This is a genomic window from Thermoactinomyces vulgaris (genome assembly GCF_003688725.1).
Taxonomy (GTDB): Bacteria; Bacillota; Bacilli; order Thermoactinomycetales; family Thermoactinomycetaceae; genus Thermoactinomyces; species Thermoactinomyces vulgaris.
On the sequence record NZ_REFP01000010.1, the window covers coordinates 43,394 to 65,000 of the forward strand.

Here is a 21,607-nt window from a genome sequence, read left to right on the forward strand (position 1 = left end):
TGCTTTCAACCGGGTTCAGTAAATGAGGTCAATGAAATCATCTTTGGAAACGGCTCCGAAATAGTGCTTGATATCCAGGCCGTCCAAGGATTTTTCAATTTCATCCCGTTCATACCGGATTCCCGTCAAGCGGTCTTCAATGTCTTTCACATCGCCGATTCCAAAGAAATCGCCGTAGATCTTGCAGGACCGGATGATTCCTTTTTGCACATTCAACCGCACGTCGATGCTTCCGACCGGAAAACGGCGGCTGTGTTTGACATTAAATGCCGGCGACTCGCCGAAATTCCATTCCCATTTTTGATAGCGCGATTCGGAGATTTCCCGGATTTTTTCCCAGTCTTTCTCGGACAATACATACTCGGGAATCGGTTTTTGCCCCTGAAAGATATGTTCCAACAACAATTGGCGAAACTCCAAAATGGTCATAGGCTCTTTCAAAAAGTCAACGATATTGCCCACCCGGCTGCGAATCGATTTGATGCCTTTGGACTCGATCTTTTCCTTTTTCACTTGCAATGCCTTGGTGACGTGATCAACATTGACGTCAAACATCAGCGTTCCGTGGCTGAACATCCGCCCGTTGGTTGAAAACTGGGCGTTTCCCGATATTTTCTTCCCGTTTGCCAAAATATCATTCCGTCCGCTTAATTCCGCATCAATCCCCAGCGATCTCAGCGCCTCGATCACCGGCTCTGTAAACTTCCGGAAATTGGCGAAGCTTTTTCCGTCATCTTTCGTGATAAAGCTGAAATTGAGATTGCCCAAATCGTGGTATACGGCGCCTCCCCCGGATAAGCGGCGGACCACATGGATTCCGTTTTCCCTGACATAATCCACATGGATTTCCTCCACTGTGTTTTGGTGCTTTCCGATAATGATGGAGGGTTCATTGATATAAAAAAGCAAATAGGTCTCATCAATATCCAAATGTTTCAGCGCATATTCCTCAATCGCTAGGTTCATGCGCGGATCGGTCATATTTTGGTTATCTATGAATAACATGATAGATTCCTCCCGTCTTTGCCCGGACATTCCGTGATGGGTCCGGGCTCCTCTGTTTCCATTGACCATTGTACCCGTTTCCCGGGACAAAATCACGTTTGGGCGAATTTGAGCAAATCCCGGTTTTATTATACCTTTATTAAAGAGAACAGAGAGAAGAGCGAGCAGGGGGATCCGTCATGTCGATGGAACAAGCGGAATTGTTGTTGCAAAAATACTTTGGTTACTCTTCATTTCGAAGCGGACAAAAGAAAATCATCGAAAGCATCTTATCCGGCCACCATACCATGGGGATCATGCCGACCGGAGGCGGAAAATCCATTTGTTATCAGATCCCGGCTCTTATGTTTCCCGGGATCACGTTGGTGATCTCTCCGTTGATCTCATTGATGAAAGATCAAGTGGACCGTTTGCGCCAGCACAACATTTCGGCCACCTACATCAACAGTTCGCTTCCGCATGCCGAAATCAAGCGGCGCATGAAAAAGCTGAGAGAAGGGGTTTACAAACTGCTCTACATCGCTCCGGAACGCTTGGAATCCCTGGCCTTTCAAGAAATTTTCTCCACCCTTCCGGTTTATCTGGTCACCATTGATGAAGCCCACTGCATTTCCCAGTGGGGACACGATTTCCGGCCCAGCTACCGGTCCATGGCCAAACAACTTTTATCCCTGCCCCGCCGGCCGCTCATTGCCGCTTTAACCGCCACCGCGACGCCGGATGTGAAAGAAGATATTTCCCGGCTTTTGCAAATCGATCCGTCGCGGATCTATTCCACCCGGTTGGAACGGCCGAATTTGTCCTTTCAAGTCATACACGAAGAAAACAGGCTGGATTACATCAAGCAATATTTAAAAGACCATCCCCGCCAAAACGGGATCATTTATTGTGCCACCCGCAAAGATACCGATCATGTCTATGAAGCACTGGTGCAATCCGGCTTTTCCGCAGCCAAGTACCATGCCGGGCTGACCGATGAAGAAAGAGAAAAAGCACAGGAGCAATTTTCATATGACCGGGTGCAAACCATTGTCGCCACGAATGCCTTTGGCATGGGCATCGATAAATCCAATGTCCGGTTTGTCATTCATTATCAATTGCCCCGCAATCTGGAATGTTATTACCAGGAGGCGGGACGAGCCGGCCGGGACGGGGAAAAAAGCGAATGCATTTTATTGTTTTCGCCGCAAGACATCCCGATGCAACGTTACCTGATCCGGCATTCCGATCTTTCCCCGGAAAGAAAAACGTTGGAATTCAGCAAGTTGCAAAAGCTGGTCAATTATTGCCATACCCAACGGTGTTTTCAAGAGGAAATCGTCCGGTACTTCGGGGCCGACATCATGCAACCATGCGGAACATGCGGAAACTGTCGCAAAAAAATGGGGGATTTGGTCAATTATACAATTGAAGCACAAAAAATCTTCTCCTGCATCAAACGGTTGAACGAACAGTACGGACTCACCATCATCGCAAAAGTCCTCAGGGGTTCCAAAAACAAGCGGCTGAAGGAATGGAAGCTGGACCGGATTTCTACATACGGGACCATGAGGGAGTACACGGAGAAAGAAATCCAGCGGTTGTGCCAACTTTTGGCCTCTGATGGTTATCTCTCCCTGGTCTACGAAGGGCGCCCTTATCCGCTGGTCCGCCTGACCCCGAAAGCAGTCGCGGTGCTGAAAGGAAAAGAACCGGTTTATCTGCACAAAGAGACCGAAAAATGGCTCAAAACCCCCGAAACCAAAACCCACCGCCTCTTGGATGAGCTGGTATCCTTGCGCAAACAGTTGTCCGAAACCGAAAAACTTCCGCCGTACATGATCTTTCCGGACAGCACTTTAAAAGAGATGTGCCGCCGCTTGCCCGTCACGGAAGAGGAGATGCAAGCGATCTCCGGGGTCGGGGAAATGAAATTTCAAAAATACGGGGCTCATTTTTTAAAAATAATCCGGGAATATGTCCAAAATCACGGGGAAAAACCGGTCCGGGAAAAAAGCACGGGAAAACCGTCCAGCCATTTCATCACTTATCAGATGTTCCTTCAAGGCAAAACCATTCCCGAAATCGCCAAAGAGCGCAACCTGACGCGCGGCACCATCGAGGATCACTTATTGCGCGCCGGCTTGGAAGGCTTGGAACTCGACTGGGATGCTTTTATTCCCAAAGAATATGAAGCATTGATCATGGAGAAAGTGGAAGAACTGGGCGCCCAAAAATTGCGCCCCATCAAAGAAGCTTTGCCGGAATCCGTGGATTATATGGCCATTAAAGCGGTCATTGCCAAAAGAGAAAGATTGCAAGCTTTGAAAAAATAGCTTCATTCCATGAATCTGCGGTGGAATGAAGCTGTTTTTTCCCTGTCTTCCCTCCTTCAGGGAAACCGCCCGTCCGATATCATGACCTTTTTCCGCCAAACGTCCGTATTTTTATACCAGTCACTCCGCATCCAAAGCCACCACGATTGCATCCGGAGCCAGGCATCATATATGATACCCACAGGAAAACCAGAAAGAGTATAAAAAGAAAGAGTGAGAGCAATGATTAAACTATTTATCAGCGACTTGGACAACACCCTGTTCGACCATGAAAAACAAATCCATCCGGAAGACCAAAACGCCTTGCACAGACTGATGGATGCAGGCCTTGAAATCGGGTTGGCTTCCGGAAGAATGGACTTTGAACTCGTTCAGGTGATGAACCGGATTCAAGCCCGTTTTCACCGGATCAGCCAAAACGGGGCTTTCATCTATACCAAAGAAGGAAAATGTTTGCAAAGAGTCACCTTTCCCGGAAACATTTCCAAACAAATCTATGAAGCGGCCCGTCCTTTCGGGCTTGTTTGCTTTGTCAGCGAGGAAAACGAAATGTTTGTCGCCGAAAAGACGGAAAAAGCCCGGGCCATTGAAGAAAGGATGAAGATGCCTGTTCATTCCCGCCCCCAATTGCATGAAGAAATCGGAAAATCACTGTTTCCCAGCAAGGTTTGCTTCTTTGGGGACCTGAACGATTTAAAACGTTTGGATCAACATATTCACCAACGGTTCCCCTCCCAAGTCGACTCCTTTATTTCGGACACCGATTGCCTCGATTTCATGCCGACCGGCATTTCCAAGGGGAATGCGCTGGAAAAACTGGCGGATGAACTCGGCCTGAAACCGGAGGAAATCGCAACCGTCGGGGATTCGTTTAACGATGTTTCCATGCTGGAATGGACTCCCCACAGCTTTGCCATGCGCCATGCCCCGGAAGAAGTAAAACAAAAAGCCGGCCGGGTCGTTTCTTCCGTCCGCGAAGCCTGCGAATGGGTTCTTCAATATAACCAGTCTTCATAAGAAAGGAATGGGTTGCACGATGCAATGTTATTTTTTGGGTACCGGTGCCGGGGTTCCCTCCCGAAACCGCAACGTGTCCTCCCTGGCATTGATCATGCCCGAGTATAACGGGCAGATTTGGCTTTTTGACTGCGGCGAAGCCACACAGCATCAAATCTGGGACTCGCCGGTGAAACTCGCCAAAATCAACCGGATTTTCATCACTCATTTGCACGGCGACCATCTCTTCGGTCTGCCGGGGATTTTGGGAAGCCGTTCGTTCCAAGGCGCCACCTCCCCCCTCACCTTGTACGGTCCGAAAGGGATTCAAGCGTTTGTCGAAATCTCTTTAAAGACAAGCCGCACCTTTCTCCGGTATCCGCTGGAAATCGTCGAAATGGAAGGGGATTGCCAATTTGAAGCGCCCCCTTTTTCCATCCGGGCCAAAAAGCTGGATCACGGCATCCCTTCGTACGGATATCGTCTGGAAGAACCGGATCAACCCGGCAGATTGAATGTGGAAAAGTTGCAAAAAGCCGGGATTCCGACCGGTCCTCATTACCGCTTGTTGAAGGAAGGGAAAACCGTCACCCTTCCCGACGGACGGGTATTAAAAGGGGAAGATTATGTCAGCCCCCCGAAAAAAGGAAGAACCTTGGCGATTCTTGGAGACACCCGGTACACTCCCGAAGCCTGCATCCTGGCAAACCGGTGCGATTTGCTGATTCATGAGGCAACTTACCGCCGGGATCAAGAAGATCTGGCCCGAAAATATTTTCACTCCACTTGCACGCAAGCCGCCGCCGTCGCCAAAGAAGCCGGGGTGAACCATTTGATCTTGAATCATATCAGCACCCGGTTTCAAGAAGAAGAATGCGAGGCTTTGCTTCAAGAAGCCAGAGACGTCTTCCCGTCGACCGATCTCGCCCGGGACCGGTGGAGCTACACCCTTCCCCCGCACGGCACCTCCTGACCGGAAACACTTTTCCTTTGTTTCCGGTGTCTTTCTCCTGTCAAAATGGATTAAAATAAAATTAACCGATCAAAGAGGAGGAATGTGGGCCGTGTACAAAAAAACCGGCATCCATCTGTTGCTGGTCACCGCGCTGATTCTACCGTCCCTCGCTCCGGCAACCGCTTGGGGAAACGAATTTCATGGAAAGACTTCCGTGCAGCTTCATGCCTCCGACCGCCTCCCGGACAACAACCCGGTCTGGGGAGATTCACGCCCGACCCGTCCGGTTCTCCAACCGGGGTCTCCCGAATCTTGCGGCATGGTAAATAAACCGCTCCTTCACATGGACACCATTCTCCGTCAGACCATCCGGGAAAACATGACTCCGGGCGCCGTACTCCTCGTTGCACGCAAAGGAACCATTGCGAAACACCAAGCCTATGGATATGCCGTCCGTTATGCCGATGACCGACAGACTCCCGTTCATCCCCCGGTCCCCGCACGGAAAGACACCATCTACGACCTCGCATCCGTCAGCAAGATTTTCACATCCGTGGCCGTGATGAAATTGTATGAAAAAGGACGGTTTGAGCTGGATGATCCCGTAGCCAGATACATCCCCGAATTCGCCCAAAACGGAAAGCAATCGGTCACCATCCGCCAGCTTCTGACGCACACTTCCGGCTTTCGTTCCGGCATTCCGCTTTATCAAATGGGAAACAACCGGGAAGAACGGTTGCAAATCGCTTTGGCTTACCCGCTGGACCATCCGCCCGGAACCACTTACACCTACAGCGATCTCAACATGATTACACTGGGGGTTCTTGTCGAACGCCTTTCCGGTCTGCGGTTGGATCAATTTGTCCAAAAAGAAATCACGGGCCCGCTTCACATGCATGACACGTTTTACAACCCTCCGCAAAAGTTGAAACGCCGGATTGCCGCAACGGAATATCAGCCGTGGACCGGCCGGGGGTTGGTGTGGGGAACCGTGCATGATGAAAATGCGGCGGCACTGGATGGAGTGGCGGGACATGCCGGGGTTTTTTCCACTGCCCGCGATTTGGCCGTCTTCGCCCATATGATGTTGATGGACGGGAAATACGGATCCACGCGGATTTTAAAAAAAGAGACCGTCCGTCTGATGGAAAACAACTATAACACCGACTTTCCCGGCGATGATCACGGTCTCGGCTGGGAATTAAACCAAGGTTGGTACATGGACGCACTCAGCGGTCCGGATGCGATGGGCCACACCGGATTCACCGGAACTTCGCTGGTGATCAACCGCAGCCAGGGAACAATCGCCATCCTTTTGACCAATCGCGTCCACCCGACCCGGGAAACCGAATCCATCAATCCGCTGCGAAGAGAAGTGGCACGCATGGCGGCGGACGCCATTCCCGTGAAAATCCCGGGCAAGGTTCCGGCTTGGTTTTCCGGTTACGGCGACCAACTGTCCCGTTCGCTGGTGGCATCCCTGCCGCTTTCGACTCACGATCGCACCCTTGTATTTACGACTTGGCACCGGATTGAACCGGTTCATGATCAAGCCACGGTGGAATTTTCCGCCGACGGCCGGCATTGGTCCGCGGCGGAGCAATTCAGCGGAAACCGAAAAGATTGGAAGACTTACGCCATTCCGGTTCCCGAAGAAGCCCGTTTCATCCGCTTCCATTATCAGACCAATGAAAGTGTCAACGGACGCGGCTGGTACATCATGGATCCGGTCCTTGAAACCCGCGGAAAAACCATTTCGCTTCAATGGCAGGGGGAAGGATGGGAACGCCGGACCTATTAATTCAGCCGGCGGACCAGCTCACACCGCTTGTTTTTCTTTGGATTTGAACGAATTCATCCGGTTGCCCATCTTCTCCAATAAAATCATCAAAACATAACCGGCCAGCATGCATCCGATGGTGATGAACAACATTTCCCCGCCTGCTTTTTCAATGGAAAAACCGCCCAAAGAAGGGCCGAGAATGCTGCCCACACTGAAATGAACCGAAGCGATGGCATTGGCGGCAGGCAAAAAGCGGGCCGGCAGCAAGTCCGTGGCACAAGCCAATCCCATGGAGTAAAGGGAGCCGACCAATCCGCCAATCAATATGAAAGAAACAAAAAGATAAATCTCGTTGGACAAAAAATGCGGGATGACAAACATGCCGGCCGATCCGGCCGAACAAACCAAAATCAGCAGATTTTTACGGCCGATCCGGTCCCCCAACACCCCGAGCGGCACCTGAAAGAGCAAACTGCCCCAGACAAATGCGGAAATCAAAAGGGAAATAAAGCCTTGGCCCATGCCTTCCCGTATGCCGATCACCGGGAAATTCCCCGTCAAAGCGGTTTCCAAAAACCCGTAAATGAACGGGGAGCAAAAAGCAATGAAGCCAAGCCGGTAAACCGTTCGCAATGATCCCTGCCGGTTCGCATCCTTTTCTTTCCATTCGTTGTCCAAAGATTCGGCGATCGTTAAACGGCCGGTTAAATAAATGGAAAAAAAGAGGATACACAAAACAAAGAGAAACGGAACCGTTTCTCCAAAATGAACCAGATTCAGCCCCAGCGGACCGATCCCAAATCCCAATCCATAAGCAAACCCGTATTGGGAAATCCGGCGTCCCCTTTCTTTCACGGGAGCATGGATGGTGATCCACAATTGGGTGGCATAGTGCAACAAACTGTCGCCGATGCCGACCAGAAAGCGAAGCCCGGTCCATACCCAGAAACTTTGAAAAAACGGAAAAAAACAAACTGCAACAGTGACAATGTACAACCCGGCAAGAATCGATTTCTTCACGCCGATTCGCCGGACCATGGCCGGTCCGAGGGGAGCCGCGAGCAAGATGCCGAGATAAAGCGCAGAGGCACTCAGGCCGTTAAAATCGGCTTGCACTCCTCTTTCTTCCAGAAACATCGTCAACAGCGGAATCAATAACCCCTGGGTCATCCCGGCCACACAAATCATCCAGACCATTCCTTTGAACGTCCGGAGAGACCAGGCCATGTTTTCGCCCCCCTTTTCAAAATCTTTTCAAACCATTATATTGGTTTTAATTTGATTGCTCAACATCCAAAGAGGGGGACACGCAAGTGATAAACATGATATTGAAACTCGATTGGGGATCGATTCTTGCATCCGTCATCGCAATCGGGATCATCATTTTGCTTTCAATCATCAGCATCATCATCGCCAGAAAGTTGATCATCCGCCTGACCACTCACAGCCGTCTCAGCAAAGGGACGCAGCTGAGGTTAAAAACCATTCAAAGCATTTTGATCAATGTCACCACCTATGTGATCATCTTCATCGCATTGGTCTCCATCCTGGCCGAATTTCACATCAACATTTCTGCCATTTTAGCCAGTGCCGGCGTCCTGGGGCTTGCCATCGGTTTTGGCGCAAAAGATCTGGTTTCCGACATCGTCTCAGGATTTTTCATTTTGTTGGAAGACCAGGTGCAAGTCGGGGAAGATGTCACCGTCAACGGATTTTCCGGCACCGTGGAGCATGTGGGCCTCCGCGTCCTGAAAATCCGCGATCCGGAAGGGGATTTGCACTTTATTTTAAACCGGGATATCAAATCCCTCACCAATCATTCCCGCGGACACATGCTTGCCAAAGTAGACCTTCCGCTTTCAACCAAAACCGATCTGGATCAGGCCCTCGCTTACCTGGAAGAACAATGCCGGCACCTCCGGGAATCGTTGCCGGACGTGATCGACGGTCCTAACGTGCTGGGCGTGGTGGATGTGACCCCGCAGTCGTCCATTGTCCGGATCCAGGCCCGGGCAGAAAACGGGAAACAAGGTGAAGTGGAACGCCGGTTGCGCAAAGAATTGGTCCAAGCCACCGACAAAGCCGGTTATTTATTGACCGAAACCACATAACCATTAAAAATGATATAATAAAGTTATACTTTTAAATTTTCATTCGAGGTGATCCGGATCCGTGTATCACATGACGGTATATGATATGGATGGCCAACTGCTTTATGATGGTCCCATCAATGCCACGAGTGACGACGAAGCCAAAAAGCTCGGCTATGCCTGGATTTCCGAAAACGGCCATCAAGATAAACCTCACCGCATTTTCCATGTGACAGGACGTCTTGTTTCCTTCAAACCGCATCCCTACCGGGGAAATGCTTCATCCAACAAAGCCTGAAAGAGATTATCTTTCAGGCTTTTCCTTCATCTTAAAAAATACGGGTCTGAAGATTCCCATCTGCCATTCATTGAGCGGGATAAAAGCGGAAATCCTTTGTTTTTTACTTTGAATCGGCTTTTGTCTCACCCGACCCCTGATTGTAACAATTATTCCATTTATTTATAATATTCCCGTAACTGTACATACCGCCGAAGGAGGATATCGATGCGACATGCCAATGGTTTGCGAATGACTGTTTCTTTCCTGTCAACCCTTTTGCTGATGGTTCCCGCCTCTTGGTCCTTTGCAAAAGCCGATGCAGTGTTTGCCGAAGCTTCCCCCCACTCTCCCGTGGCCAGCGACGGCAAAATCATCAAACAATCCACGCAGTCGGGGGACATTGTCCAAACCTCCGGGGGCGCCTACAGCAAAGGGCATCAAGGAAACATGCTGAAAGCACGTGAAAAAAACCTTTCCCAAAATGGTGCATCCGCCGAATCTGTCATCGGGCCGGATAACCGGACGCGTGTAAAAGACACTTCCAAATACCCCTACAGCGCTGTCGTCCAGATCCAAAGCGATCTCGGAAACTGCACCGGTTGGCTGATCGGACCGGACACCGTTGCAACGGCCGGCCACTGCGTCTTTGACCCGGATGAGAAAAAATGGGCCTCTTGGGCAAAGGTTTATCCCGGACGGGACGGCGACCGTTTGCCATTTGGTTATGCGAAAGCCACCCGTTTTTACTCGGTTGTCGGATGGACCCGGTATGGAAACACCAATTATGATTACGGAGCCGTCAAATTGAACAAAAACGCGGGAAACCAAACCGGCTGGTTCGGATACCGCTGGCAGAGCGGATCATTGGACGGCACCCGGGTGAACATCAGCGGTTATCCCGGTGACAAACCGCAAGGCACCCAATGGGAACACAGAGACCAAATCCGCGAAACCACCCCATACAAGTTGCTGTATGACAACGACACTTATTCCGGACAAAGCGGATCACCCGTCTATCAGGAACAATATCAGAATTGCGGGGTTTGCAGCATTGCCATCCACACCAACGGAGTTTACGGAAATAAAAAGAGCAACCGCGGAACCCGCATCACCAAAGAAGTTTTCGATAACCTGAACACTTGGAAAGACCAATAGATTCCAACCGGTTGGAACTTTTTCCCCTGAAGGAAAGTCATATAAAGTAGCCGTACCATTCTGAGAGGATCTTTCCTCTCTCTTTTTATTCAAGGGGGGATTTTGCTTGATGAAATGGAAATGCGGATTCACCATCCTTCTGTTCACCCTTTGTTTCCCGCTCTTTTTCGGCTGTGAAAAAACACCGGATGCCGGACCCGTGTCCAAAGTGAAAGTCACCGGAACCGTCACGGATGAAAACCATTCGCCTGTCTCCGGCGCTTTGGTCGTCCCGAAACCGAAAGAAGACGTCAGCGGACCCGTCCCGGAAATCGCCAGATATACCGATGAAAATGGCCGTTTTACATGGTATGTGCCCGCCGGATCGTACGAATTTGTCATCGAAAAAGAAGGTTACAAACCGCGCCGCCTTCCGGTTCAATCCAAAGATGCCGGAAAACCCGTCCACTTGAACGTCATACTGGAAAAAGAATAAAAAAACAAGCTCCAAAAATCTCTTTTTGGAGCTTGTCATGATGCTTTTTACTGCAATTGTTTTTTCAGCTCTTCCAAATCGGTCACCGGCGATTGGCAGGCATAATTTTCACAGATGTACACTTTGGGGCCAAGCGTTTGGGACGCCTCTTCTTCAGACCGGGGAACAAACCATTTGATGGTGGTGGCATCACTTCCGCGCGGATCCAGGGAAATGACCGCTTCCGGCAAGTAAGCCCTTTGGATCAACCGGATCATTTCTTTGGTTTTCACATCATTGGGCGAACCGGAAATGAAAATTTCTTTGCTTTTCCCCAGCACCAACATCACCGCCATCAGGAAAAAGGAATGGGAAATCGGTGAAGCTTCCACCGCTTTGGCAAAAGCCCGGATTTGTTCCCGCGCCTCCTGAAGCAAAGATTCATCCGATGTCAGCTTGGCCAACCGGATCAAATTATAGGCCGCCACCGAGTTGCCGGACGGAGTCGCACCGTCATAAATCTCTTTGGGCCGGACAAACAAGGACTCTGCATCTTTTCCGTAAAAATAAAATCCTCCTTGTTTTTCGTCTTTGAACAGCGCCAGCATTTGCCGTGTCAACACCAAAGCTTGCTCGATAAACCGGGGCTCAAAAGTGGCTTCGTACAACTCCGTCAAACCCCAGGTGAAAAAGGCGTAATCATCCAGATAGCCGGGATAGGCCACTTCCCCGTCACAATAGCGGGCAAACAGACGGCCTTTCTCATCGATTAACCGTTCTGAAAGAAAGCGGGCCGCTTTGACCGCGGCATCGGTGTATTCCGTTTCTCCGAGAACCCGGCCGCCCCGGGCCAATGCCGCAATCATCAATCCGTTCCAGGACGTGAGGATTTTGGTGTCTTTTCCTGGGCGTACGCGTTGCTCTCTGGCTTCAAATAATTTCCGGCACCCTCTTGCCAGCATTTCCTCCAATTCATTCAGCGGCAGCTGATACCTCTCGGCAATCTCCCCGAGGCGAACGCCAATTTGGTTTAAGACGCTTTTTCCGTCTTCAAAATTTCCTTCTTCTGTCACGCCGTAAGCCGCACAAAAGATTTCAGCCTCTTTTTCTCCCAACACCTCCGCGATTTCCTGCGGGGTCCAAACATAAAACTTTCCTTCTTCCCCTTCGGAATCAGCATCCTCTGCCGAATAAAAACCGCCTTCCGGCGCCTGCATGTCTCTTGTCACATAACGGAAAATGCCCCGTGCCACTTCGGCGTAACGTTCCTCAAGGGTCACCTGGTACGCTTCCAGATAAGCCAAAGCCAGCAAAGCATTGTCATAAAGCATTTTTTCAAAGTGGGGAATCAGCCACTCCCTGTCCACGGCGTACCGGGCAAAGCCATGGCCCAAGTGGTCATAAATCCCCCCTCTGTGCATGGCTGTGAGCGTGCGGGTCACCATCTGGAGGGCTTCCTCTTCTCCCGTCAGCCTGTGGTACCGGAGCAAAAACAGCAAATCATGCGGGCGGGGAAACTTCGGCTCATCGCCGAAACCTCCAAAATCCGGATCAAACTGGCTGGCGAACTGTTCATACGCATGATCGATGACCCCCAAGTCCACCTCCCCGGCTTCCGCCGCATTTAAATAAGACTTGACCGCGTGGACAATTTTGTCCCCGACTTCATCGGCCCGGTTCCGCTCCTCTTTCCACAGCATCGAAACCCGTTTCAACAAATCAATCAGGCCCATGCGTCCGTACATGGTTTGCTTGGGCAGATAAGTGCCTGCAAAAAAAGGTTTTTGCTCCGGCGTCATGATGATGGTGAGCGGCCATCCTCCCTGGCCGGTCATCGCCTGACAAACGGTCATGTATACTTGATCCACATCCGGCCTTTCTTCCCGGTCCACTTTGACCGGGACAAAATCCCGGTTCAAAATGGCAGCCACTTCCTCATCCTCAAACGATTCACGTGCCATGACATGGCACCAATGGCAGGTGCTGTAACCAATACTTAAAAAGACCGGTTTATCCTCTTTCTTGGCCTTTTGGAAAGCTTCTTCCCCCCATGGGAACCAATTCACGGGTTGATGCGCATGTTGGAGAAGATAAGGCGATTTTTCCCGGATCAACCGGTTGGACTTTCGCTGATTGGATTGATGAACACTCATAAATCAGTCCTCCAAAATATTCATGTATGTCACCCGTCGGGATTTCCATAAAATTCTTGTCTCTCCCAGTAGTTTAGCACAAAAAAAACGGAGGCATGCAACCCGCCTCCGCAATCCGGTTGATCCAAATCAGTTCATCCTTGGCAAAACCAACATCCACCCGTCCGCCAAACAGCTGATGGCGGAAATCCCGGATTGAATTACTCAATGATTTTTAATGCTTCGAGAACATCTTTGGCACTGCTGACCAAAGAAGCGAGTGTAGCAGTCAGGGTGATCAAGCCGCCGTATTCTTTCACGAATTCATTGCACTGTTTTTTCAGCTTCCGGATCGTTTCTTTCTTGATCTTTTGCTGCTTCATTTCATTGAGGGCTTGTTCCGTGCTTTCTTTCAGTTTCAGTGCGCTCTGGAGATAGATCACATTGTCTTCCTGATAATATTTTCTGGCCCGGGGAATCGCCCGGCCGTATTTGAATCCGTCGCCCTGATCGGTTTTGGCTTTTTTTCGGGCCGGACGGGGCTTGATCTTCTCATTTTGATCCATGCTGGTTAAAAGAGCTTCCAATCGCGTACGGAGCAATTGATTCTGCTCCGGTGTCAAATCCATCGAAGATGCCATTTGATCGACTCCTTTATCTGCCGGATTCCACATGATGATCTCCCGATCGAAAAGAAAGTTTTTTCAGCCTCCATTCAAACCTGCTGATCCATTTCACTTTCATAAAAGCATTTATCACCCGCTGTGCCGATAGCCGCCCGTTACCTGTTGAGGATTTCAGAATCCGGCTTTTTCTGTTTCTCCTTGGATAGCATGAATGTATCCCCGTGCTTGCGGAAAACAATCCGCCCCGCTTCTTGCCCGGCGGCTTGCATCAACCGTTCTAACGGCTCATCCAAAGGTTCGGCCGACAATACAAAGGTGTCCCAATGAATGGGAGCCAACCATTTCGCACCCGTATCGCGAAACATGGCCCAAGCCTCTTCCGGCGTGCAATGTGCCCATCGCAAATGATCGGGGGAATAGGCTCCGATCGGCATAAAAGCAAGATCCACCGGCCCCGTATCAGACAACTTGCGAAATTGATCCGTAAAAGCCGTATCCCCCGGAAAAAAGATCCGGGTTCCTTTTTTCTCTATCAAATAACCGTTATAGCCGTACCGGCGATTCCAAGGGTAACGGTTCCCCCAATGTTTGACGGGGACGCCCAGAATCTTGATTCCCAGTTCTTCAATCTCCAGTTGTTCATCCCATCCCAGCTCAAAAACTTTTTTAAACGGCAAGTGTTTGATCAGACGGGCCGTGTTTTTGGGAGTCACCACATAACACCCTTCATGGGCCAATTGCGACAAGCTGGGAACGTCAAAGTGGTCAAAATGGGCATGGGACAAAAGGATCAACTGCACCCTCTCCAAATCTGAAAGAGAGACAGCCGGCTCGGTATGGCGTTTCATCCCGATCTGCCGGTTCAACCATTTGATGGACTCTCCCACGCGTTTCCCCAAGACGGGATCGGTGAGAATGCGTGTATCATAAAGTTGCATCAAAACCGTGGAATGCCCGACCCAGCCAACCGTCACCTCTTCCCGGCTCCATTCCTGCGGTTTCAGCATCTTTTCAGGCTTTTTCAATGGCAGCCGGGGCAAACGGTTGAACCGGAACCACATTCCCAAACCAATGATTCCAACCATCACCACAAGCAGAATGAACAGTATTTTCATCCCCAAACATCCTTTAAACTCTTGTTGTCGAATTTCTTTTTGTTTTAAAAATGCAAACGGCTTCGGAATTTTTCGTATACAGCTTTTTTATTTTACATTAGCGGTCTTTGGCTCATCAACCGATCCCGCAGCCACCATGCCGTTCTTCCCCCGCATCAAAAAGAGCCTGCCCGCCTCCAAAGGAAAAACCGGACGGTCCAAAGGGAGTTCCTTTTTTTCCGTCCGGCTTCCGTCTTGCCAAAATGTCCTGGCTTTCCATATAATTCTTTTTCCGGTTCAGTGAATCGTAAAGAAAGTTCCCCGATTTCCGATCAAGGCTGGCCGTGATGAGCGACAGCGGGGAAGTATCCGGAATGTTGCCCGGAAAACTGATCACCGGCAGGTTGTAAAACAGATGCTCCGGATCCTCCTGATGGATATTCCACCGCCCTTGTAGATGAATTTTAAAAACTTCGCCCACATACCGCAACAGGCCGTCCAACGTCATTTTTTCTTCATCTTTCAATATCTCATCCGGCGAGGAGTAATTTTCCAACACCCATGCTTCCACTCTCAGCAGGGACTCCGGAGTGTAATCCAGATCCAAATGCCCCAGCTTCTTTTGCAATTTTTCCAGTTCATCCGGATGGATCATCAGCCATTCTTCGAACCAGTCTCGCTGATTTTCCTGTACCACTGCCTTTTTCCCTCCTTTACGGTTAATTACCGGAATTCCACCTTAATTCCTGCCGCTTTTAATTCATTGATCAACGGCTGGCTGGCATCGGCATTTTCAAACACCCAGGTGATATCCCAATTTTCCACTTGCACCAGATATTTGTCCTTTTCCAGTTCATCCCGGATGTGCGCATCTCTTGAAAAATACCCTCTGCTTCCATCGGTTTTGGTCGTGGTCTTATGTTCAACCGCTTTTAATGTTTTGGGATCGGCAATGTCGATAATCCGCACACCAAGTGGGGTGTCCACACTGTGTTGCGTGGTGGAGTTTTCCCAGTTGAGGGTTTTCCGGTAATTTTCCACCAATTGGTGCGACCGGTTTGCTTTTTCCATGTTGGCATCATACGTTTTGCTCCATTGTTCATAACTCCATTTTCCGCCGTTTGCCTTGTAAATCTCCCACCGGTTTTGTTTATGTTCCGGGGTTCCCGGAACCAATGAGATGTCTTTTTCCACTTTGGGCGTTTTCGGATCCGGTGTGCGGTTTCCGCAAGGCAACTCGATCATTGCCGTGTAACGTTCGGTGGACCGGGCTTTTAAACACCTTTGAAAGCTGTCAAACAGTTCATCCGTTTCTGATTTGACCACCGGTATGCCGAGATCGAGCTGTTTCACTTTGTTAAACACGGGCACGGCAAAAGCGGTGACCCCGACCAACGCCGCACCACCGACACCGGCGATGATCGCATTCTTCCAGTTGATGCCGCGTCCGTGAAGCAGATCATCGGCAACGCTGGTTCCGGATCCTTCCACCGCACCCACGACACCAGCTCTGGAGAAAATGGAACGAAGCGGCCCCGGCAATTTCGTAACCCCATTCCGAATCCCGGAAGCCAGCGGCCCCAACAACCTCGAACCGGTGATGGATGCAATCAGCCGGCTTCCCAATGAACCGGCCAATGCCCGGGCCGCTCCCCCGGCAATAACCAATCCGATCGCCCCCAATACACCGCCGAGGGCTGCTTCCAAAAAGGTGTCCTGCGTGATTTCGCCATTCATCAACCAGCTCATTCCAAAAGAAAGGCCCATCCCGATTAACACCGAAGCTCCCAGCGGTGGAGCGACAAAACATAATACCACTCCGACCACCAACACCACTCCGGCCGCGATATATCCAATATTCTCCTTAACCCATTTCCAGGAAGCGGACAGTTTGTCCACCACCACTTCCTTCATCTTGGCACAAACTCCGGTGAATCAGTCCCATAAGTCCCCCAAAAATTCCTTTGTTCCTTCCCAAACTCCCTTTACTTTTCCCTTAAACCAATTTCACGCTTTACCAATCGGATTACCCGATTTTTCGGAAGAAGGGCTCTCTTTCTTCACTTCCTGTGAGACCGGTTGCTCATCCGCCGGACCCGGACCCGGATTCACTTCCTCAAAATGGTCATCCACCTTCGGGACCTCAAAACCTCCGCTTTCGGCAAACGAAATGGGAAAGCCGGCCGCCATCATAAAAAAAAAGGGCTGCCAACCCCGGAAGGATCAATTTTCGCATGTTCCCCGTTACGGAAAAAATTGTGTCTGCGCCCGTTTTTTCTGTTCTGTCGGTAAAATCGATCCGTACGCCGATAATTGATTAATCATCCCGTAGCCTGCACACCTCCTTTTTTAACTCTATTCAGCCATTTCACAAGAGACTGATTTATTCTATTTTACAAAAAGATAAGCCGTTTTTGTTAAAAATCATGAAGTTCGCTTTTTTTACGGACTTCTTTGGCTTCCCGGAATGTTCACGGGATGCTTTACACAAATAAAAAACCCCGTCCCCCAGAATGACAGACGGGGTTGGGTTTGCACTTGCCATTTCCGTTTGGCTCACCATGAAAATTGCCGGCCACTGCCAATGGTGCGGCGTTTTTCCATCGATTCTTCCTCCGGATTTCGCTTTTGATCCGGTCATGAGTTCGAAAAAATTTCAGAAAAAAGGGCAATTGTCAACAGAACCAGAATAACGTAAATGATCATATGAACCTCTTTTTGCATTTTCCAACTCCCTCTCGGTGAGTAAATGGATCCGTTTGAACGGAAAAAGAATCGAATTGCAACCCTGTGACATTGGAAAAACGGGTCGTTTACACCAACGGTTTGCCTTTTTTCTGAGCAATCATTGCAACTGGATTCATTCAATACACAAATCGATGTTTTATTTTGATTAAATAGAATATTTTTAATTTTATTTTAAATAAAATGATGGGCTTCATCAAGATCGCTTCCAAAAAAACCGGAGCAGACAAAGCTCCGGTTTTTTCTTTAAAGCGCAAAATGGGAATATTCCCCGACAATCCGTTTCATGAGGTCGCTTTCGGGCGGGATTTGTGTGATCTCATAAATGGTGTTCTCCAATCCCTTTTGCCGGATGCTTTCCTGAATTTGAACGGCCTCGGGATCTTCCTGGTAATCATACCGCAGGGCAGCGGCAATGCCTTTGGCCAGTGAAACCGGCTGCTCCTTCAGATACGTGATATATTGGGCAGCCGGACTGACCAGACGGTCTTGGGGTCCCAGTTTCCGTATGGGGGAACGGCCCACCCGGGTCACGTCATCAGAAATATGCGGGTTGACAAAACGCCGGATGATGGTGTCGATGTATTTTTGATGTTCCTCTGGGTTGAACCCGTGCTTTTCAACCAACAGTTTTCCGGTTTCCTGCAAAGTGTTTTTCACCAGGCTTTGGATCTTTGGATCCGCCATGGCTTCATCAATGGTTTGGTAACCGGCTTGGTAGCCGAAGTATGCGGCCACGGCATGGCCGGTGTTGACGGTGTACAGCTTTCGTTCAATATACGGCATTAAATCATCCACCAAGGTCATGCCGGCCACTCGAAGTTCTCCCACCACTTGTGAACGGTCCACCGCCCACTCATAAAAGGGTTCCACCACCACTTTTAACGGATCCGCATGGGACTGGTTGGGAACAATCCGGTCCACCGCCGCATTGGGGAAACCGACCATTTCATCAGCCTTTTCTAATTCTTCTTCATCCAGTTTGGAATAAACTTCTTTTTTTAGCAGGGCGCTGCCGCCAATCATGTTTTCACAAGCAATGACATTCAAGGGCTTGGTTCCGGTTGCCATCCGCTGTTTCAACCCTTCGGCAATCAGTCCGGCAATCAGCGGCAAGACATTGGGACCGACCGCCGTGGTGACCAGATCCGCACCGGCAATGGCCGACATCACTTGCTCCGGATGGTCTCCGCTGTGAATGGCGTAAACATTTTTGACGATGATTTCTTCATTGGAATCATCGGCCAACCCGATGGAATAGCTTTTCCGTTCGTTGATCAAATCCACTATCTCCCTGTTCACATCCACAAAACAAACCTCATATCCCGATTGGTGAAGCAGGCTGCCGATAAATCCGCGTCCGATATTTCCAGCTCCAAAATGTACTGCCAGCATGTGTGTCCACCTCTTAAAAGAATTTCATGATTTCTTCGGCTGTTTCCGCTTGAACAATTTGATGCACGTTTTCCTCCTCGGCAACCACCAGAGCGATCTTGGATAAAATCTCCAAGTGCTCATCGCCTTTTGCGGCAATTCCGATCAAAAGTTTGACGATGTTGCCGTCGCCAAAGTCCACGCCGTCAGGAACCTGTACGATCACAATGCCGGATTCGATAACATTTTCCTTGCCTTCTTCCGTTCCATGGGGAATCGCAACATAATTGCCCATATACGTCGAAGTCAATTTTTCCCTCTCCAGCATGGTATCCACATAAGCCGGTTTGACGTAACCTCTTTCCACCAACAATTGGCCCGTTAAGCGGATCGCTTCCTCTTTGCTGTCCACGCTTGCATTGAAACGGATGTTTTCCGGAGATAAGATCGATGATGCCATGTCAAACACTCCTTGTTTCTTTTAATTTCTCTTCAAAGAATCGTTCAAACCGTTTAGCGAGGTAAGCGGAAATTGCCTGGCGGTCTCCCGACTGAAACAAGGCAATCCCCTCATCATTTTCAATAAACAGGGAACTGATGAAACTCAAGACTTCCAACACCGGACCGGAAACCTTCTCCGGCGCCAACAACAACAGCAACGTATCGGCACGGATGTCCGATTGATCCATGCCCTTCATCACAAACGGCTGCTTCAGAAAACAAACCGTAAAGGAGGGGCGAACCACCTGTTTGCTCCGTGTGTGGAAAAGTGCGAGCCGTGTCCCGGGAATTCCCAATCCCCCTTTTTCCTCCCGCTTTAATAAAGCTTCCACCACCGGCGCCACCCTTTGGATCACCCCTTCATCCCACAATCGCAAACAGGCTGCTTCCAAGGCTTCCGGGACAGATCCGGCCTCTTCCGCAACAAAACATTGGAACCCTTGGAGGATGGTGGCGATCCCCCCCGAATACTGATGGATCTTTTGCATGTTGGAGACGGTTTGTTCCAGCTTTTGGGAAGGGGCCGGATCCGGACGCCCGGAAGAAGGTTTGAAGCCCTGTCTCTTTTTGCGCCTTTTTTCCCGGATACAGGCCCGGATCTTTTCCACTTCATCGCGGGTCAAAATGGGACTGACCACCAGATAATTCTCTTGGAAATAAGGCAGTTGGATGGTGGAAATGATGAGGTCAAACGCCTCCGGGTCCTCCTGATCGATTTCAAAAACCGACCGGTTGGTCAAATTTTTGATCTCAGGAATCTCCTGCCGGATCCGGGTTTCCAGCATTTTGGATGTGCCAATCCCGCTGGAACAAATAATGAGCGCATGCAAATCCTGATCTTGTTTGTTGAGCAATGCCGAACCGAAATGCATCACGAGGTATCCGATTTCTTCATCCGGAACAGAAACATCAGGGAAGACGGCCGCCATCCCTTTTTTGACGACCGCAAACAAATCCCTGTAATCTTCCATGATTTTGGGCAACATGGGGTTGGTGATTTTCATATTTCGCCGGATGCGGGTGAGGGCCGGCTTCAAATGAGAAATCAGCCCCTGAACCAGTGATGTTTGATCCGACAAGCGGCAATTCAGCTCTTCTTCCACAAACCGGATCAGCTTTTTGGTCCAAAGCAGAACGGGATAATCCTCTTCCTCGATCCGGTATTCCTGATCGTGTCTAAGCCGGGCCCCTTGCAGATGCATGGTGATATAGCCGACTTCCGCTTCGGGGATCGACAGGCGGAACACCGTTTGCAACCGGGCGATCAATTGCCGGGCGAACGCATACTCCGGCGTGTTTTTCAACCGGTTCAGATGAACGGGATCCATTTCAATGTTTTCCCCCTGCATAATGCGTTCGATCGCCAGCGCCAAGTGGACAACCAAACCGATGTAGGCACTGTCCGCAAGAGAATAAGGCAATTGTTTGCTGATTTCTTCAACCACTTTTTCCACCAGGATGAGCTTTCGCTTTTCAACCAACCCCAGCAATCTTCCGGAAAGGGATTCAGACGTTTTTTTTGTCTTGTTTTGAATGTTTTCGCGGATCAGGGATAAGAACTGGACTTCATCAATATTTTCGGCAATCAGGTTGCTCATGGCCCGCCGCTTGGCCGACTCGCTTCCGACAATTTCAACCCCGTATCCGCGTTTTCGAATCAACGACAAATCAAACTTTTCAAGCCCGCTTTCCAGCTTGGTCAGGTCATGGCTGACGGTTGCCATGGTGACGTCCAGTTCACTTGCCAGCGAAATCAGTTTCACGGGTTCTTTTGCTTCCAAAAGCGTGCATAAAATCAGGATTCTCCGTTCTTCCGGCGTATACTCCCGGCGGGATTGCCGAAACAGATCCTGTTTCAATGCCTCCATTTGGCCGGCTGCACCGGACAGCTGAATGCCGACTCCCGGCTTTTTGACCAGTTCCAGGTCATACTTTTGAAGCAATTGTTCAATCCCTTTCAAATCCCGGTGGATGGTGCGGACACTGACATCCAGTTCTTCCGCCAGTTGCTTCGTGGTCAAATTATCCACCCGGGTGGATAACAAACGTTTTAAAATCAACCTTTCCCTTGCAGTGATATACATCTTGTCCACTCCATTAAA

General features: G+C 49.8%; 20 protein-coding genes. 8 read left to right on the forward strand and 12 right to left on the reverse strand.

The window, feature by feature from the left end; translation table 11 throughout:
• Positions 1–15: 15 nt before the first annotated feature.
• A complete protein-coding gene (gene lplA, locus ATH33_RS09675) occupies positions 16–1,005 on the reverse strand; it encodes a lipoate--protein ligase (RefSeq protein ID WP_049719722.1) in 990 nt (329 codons plus the stop codon).
• Positions 1,006–1,184: 179 nt separating this feature from the next.
• On the opposite strand from lplA, the gene recQ reads away from it, so the two are divergent.
• The 4 genes from recQ to ATH33_RS09695 all read left to right on the forward strand — a co-directional run bounded on the left by recQ (position 1,185) and on the right by ATH33_RS09695 (position 7,072).
• Entirely contained in the window at positions 1,185–3,320 is a 2,136-nt protein-coding gene (gene recQ / locus ATH33_RS09680) for a DNA helicase RecQ (RefSeq protein WP_049719691.1), read from the forward strand.
• A gap of 222 nt (positions 3,321–3,542) precedes the next feature.
• Complete coding sequence (locus ATH33_RS09685) at positions 3,543–4,337, forward strand: HAD family hydrolase (RefSeq protein WP_121874355.1); 795 nt, start codon at positions 3,543–3,545, stop codon at positions 4,335–4,337.
• 19 nt (positions 4,338–4,356) lie between these two features.
• On the forward strand, positions 4,357–5,289 hold the full coding sequence (gene rnz, locus ATH33_RS09690; protein ID WP_037994214.1) for a ribonuclease Z: 933 nt from the start codon (positions 4,357–4,359) through the stop codon (positions 5,287–5,289).
• 82 nt (positions 5,290–5,371) lie between these two features.
• The gene (locus ATH33_RS09695; protein WP_121874356.1) at positions 5,372–7,072 is read left to right on the forward strand and encodes a serine hydrolase domain-containing protein; all 1,701 of its coding nucleotides are present in this window, start codon (positions 5,372–5,374) and stop codon (positions 7,070–7,072) included.
• A gap of 18 nt (positions 7,073–7,090) precedes the next feature.
• Here the strand turns inward: ATH33_RS09695 and ATH33_RS09700 are convergent, their stop codons facing one another.
• A complete protein-coding gene (locus tag ATH33_RS09700) occupies positions 7,091–8,281 on the reverse strand; it encodes an MFS transporter (protein ID WP_037994210.1) in 1,191 nt (396 codons plus the stop codon).
• Positions 8,282–8,376: 95 nt separating this feature from the next.
• Between ATH33_RS09700 and ATH33_RS09705 the strand changes: the two genes are divergently transcribed.
• From ATH33_RS09705 to ATH33_RS09720, 4 genes are all read left to right on the forward strand, one after another.
• A complete protein-coding gene (locus ATH33_RS09705; RefSeq protein ID WP_037994298.1) occupies positions 8,377–9,165 on the forward strand; it encodes a mechanosensitive ion channel family protein in 789 nt (262 codons plus the stop codon).
• Between the two features lie 70 nt (positions 9,166–9,235).
• Complete coding sequence (locus ATH33_RS09710; RefSeq protein ID WP_069201535.1) at positions 9,236–9,442, forward strand: YhzD family protein; 207 nt, start codon at positions 9,236–9,238, stop codon at positions 9,440–9,442.
• 207 nt (positions 9,443–9,649) lie between these two features.
• Positions 9,650–10,579, forward strand: a complete 930-nt coding sequence (locus tag ATH33_RS09715; RefSeq protein WP_121874357.1) for a trypsin-like serine peptidase — start codon at positions 9,650–9,652, stop codon at positions 10,577–10,579.
• A gap of 109 nt (positions 10,580–10,688) precedes the next feature.
• Positions 10,689–11,054, forward strand: coding sequence for a carboxypeptidase-like regulatory domain-containing protein (locus ATH33_RS09720; protein WP_231564590.1), 366 nt, complete (start codon positions 10,689–10,691; stop codon positions 11,052–11,054).
• 47 nt (positions 11,055–11,101) lie between these two features.
• Here ATH33_RS09720 and ATH33_RS09725 read toward each other — a convergent pair whose 3' ends face one another.
• From ATH33_RS09725 to ATH33_RS09770, 10 genes are all read right to left on the reverse strand, one after another.
• On the reverse strand, positions 11,102–13,186 hold the full coding sequence (locus tag ATH33_RS09725) for a thioredoxin domain-containing protein (protein ID WP_062842831.1): 2,085 nt from the start codon (positions 13,184–13,186) through the stop codon (positions 11,102–11,104).
• 73 nt (positions 13,187–13,259) lie between these two features.
• The gene (locus ATH33_RS13855) at positions 13,260–13,394 is read right to left on the reverse strand and encodes a hypothetical protein (RefSeq protein ID WP_255347190.1); all 135 of its coding nucleotides are present in this window, start codon (positions 13,392–13,394) and stop codon (positions 13,260–13,262) included.
• A complete protein-coding gene (locus ATH33_RS09730; protein WP_131470853.1) occupies positions 13,387–13,806 on the reverse strand; it encodes a hypothetical protein in 420 nt (139 codons plus the stop codon). The genes ATH33_RS13855 and ATH33_RS09730 overlap by 8 nt, the downstream gene beginning before the upstream one ends.
• 140 nt (positions 13,807–13,946) lie before the next feature.
• Positions 13,947–14,906, reverse strand: a complete 960-nt coding sequence (locus ATH33_RS09735) for an MBL fold metallo-hydrolase (RefSeq protein ID WP_037995213.1) — start codon at positions 14,904–14,906, stop codon at positions 13,947–13,949.
• Positions 14,907–15,021: 115 nt separating this feature from the next.
• On the reverse strand, positions 15,022–15,582 hold the full coding sequence (locus ATH33_RS09740; protein WP_121874358.1) for a hypothetical protein: 561 nt from the start codon (positions 15,580–15,582) through the stop codon (positions 15,022–15,024).
• A gap of 26 nt (positions 15,583–15,608) precedes the next feature.
• Positions 15,609–16,799 carry a hypothetical protein gene (locus ATH33_RS09745; protein ID WP_121874359.1) on the reverse strand — a complete coding sequence of 397 codons (1,191 nt, stop codon included), beginning with the start codon at positions 16,797–16,799 and terminating at the stop codon, positions 15,609–15,611.
• A gap of 93 nt (positions 16,800–16,892) precedes the next feature.
• The gene (locus ATH33_RS13860) at positions 16,893–17,018 is read right to left on the reverse strand and encodes a hypothetical protein (protein WP_258558506.1); all 126 of its coding nucleotides are present in this window, start codon (positions 17,016–17,018) and stop codon (positions 16,893–16,895) included.
• A gap of 858 nt (positions 17,019–17,876) precedes the next feature.
• The gene (locus ATH33_RS09760) at positions 17,877–19,025 is read right to left on the reverse strand and encodes a mannitol-1-phosphate 5-dehydrogenase (protein ID WP_121874361.1); all 1,149 of its coding nucleotides are present in this window, start codon (positions 19,023–19,025) and stop codon (positions 17,877–17,879) included.
• A gap of 13 nt (positions 19,026–19,038) precedes the next feature.
• Complete coding sequence (locus ATH33_RS09765; protein ID WP_037995198.1) at positions 19,039–19,464, reverse strand: PTS mannitol transporter subunit IIA; 426 nt, start codon at positions 19,462–19,464, stop codon at positions 19,039–19,041.
• A 1-nt stretch (position 19,465) separates the two neighbouring features.
• Complete coding sequence (locus ATH33_RS09770; RefSeq protein ID WP_121874362.1) at positions 19,466–21,589, reverse strand: BglG family transcription antiterminator; 2,124 nt, start codon at positions 21,587–21,589, stop codon at positions 19,466–19,468.
• Positions 21,590–21,607 lie beyond the last annotated feature (18 nt).

Excerpts from the sequence above, each read along its gene's own strand:
- lplA (WP_049719722.1), bottom strand. The coding sequence starts at position 1,005 with ATGTTATTCATAGATAACCAAAATATGACCGATCCGCGCATGAACCTA.
- ATH33_RS09710 (WP_069201535.1), top strand. The coding sequence starts at position 9,236 with ATGACGGTATATGATATGGATGGCCAACTGCTTTATGATGGTCCCATC.
- ATH33_RS09745 (WP_121874359.1), bottom strand. The coding sequence starts at position 16,799 with ATGAAGGAAGTGGTGGTGGACAAACTGTCCGCTTCCTGGAAATGGGTT.
- ATH33_RS09765 (WP_037995198.1), bottom strand. The coding sequence starts at position 19,464 with ATGGCATCATCGATCTTATCTCCGGAAAACATCCGTTTCAATGCAAGC.
- rnz (WP_037994214.1), top strand. The coding sequence starts at position 4,357 with ATGCAATGTTATTTTTTGGGTACCGGTGCCGGGGTTCCCTCCCGAAAC.
- ATH33_RS09720 (WP_231564590.1), top strand. The coding sequence starts at position 10,689 with ATGAAATGGAAATGCGGATTCACCATCCTTCTGTTCACCCTTTGTTTC.
- ATH33_RS09735 (WP_037995213.1), bottom strand. The coding sequence starts at position 14,906 with ATGAAAATACTGTTCATTCTGCTTGTGGTGATGGTTGGAATCATTGGT.
- recQ (WP_049719691.1), top strand. The coding sequence starts at position 1,185 with ATGTCGATGGAACAAGCGGAATTGTTGTTGCAAAAATACTTTGGTTAC.
- ATH33_RS09725 (WP_062842831.1), bottom strand. The coding sequence starts at position 13,186 with ATGAGTGTTCATCAATCCAATCAGCGAAAGTCCAACCGGTTGATCCGG.
- ATH33_RS09760 (WP_121874361.1), bottom strand. The coding sequence starts at position 19,025 with ATGCTGGCAGTACATTTTGGAGCTGGAAATATCGGACGCGGATTTATC.
- ATH33_RS09705 (WP_037994298.1), top strand. The coding sequence starts at position 8,377 with ATGATATTGAAACTCGATTGGGGATCGATTCTTGCATCCGTCATCGCA.
- ATH33_RS09770 (WP_121874362.1), bottom strand. The coding sequence starts at position 21,589 with ATGTATATCACTGCAAGGGAAAGGTTGATTTTAAAACGTTTGTTATCC.
- ATH33_RS09695 (WP_121874356.1), top strand. The coding sequence starts at position 5,372 with ATGTGGGCCGTGTACAAAAAAACCGGCATCCATCTGTTGCTGGTCACC.
- ATH33_RS09700 (WP_037994210.1), bottom strand. The coding sequence starts at position 8,281 with ATGGCCTGGTCTCTCCGGACGTTCAAAGGAATGGTCTGGATGATTTGT.
- ATH33_RS09715 (WP_121874357.1), top strand. The coding sequence starts at position 9,650 with ATGCGACATGCCAATGGTTTGCGAATGACTGTTTCTTTCCTGTCAACC.
- ATH33_RS09685 (WP_121874355.1), top strand. The coding sequence starts at position 3,543 with ATGATTAAACTATTTATCAGCGACTTGGACAACACCCTGTTCGACCAT.
- ATH33_RS09730 (WP_131470853.1), bottom strand. The coding sequence starts at position 13,806 with ATGGCATCTTCGATGGATTTGACACCGGAGCAGAATCAATTGCTCCGT.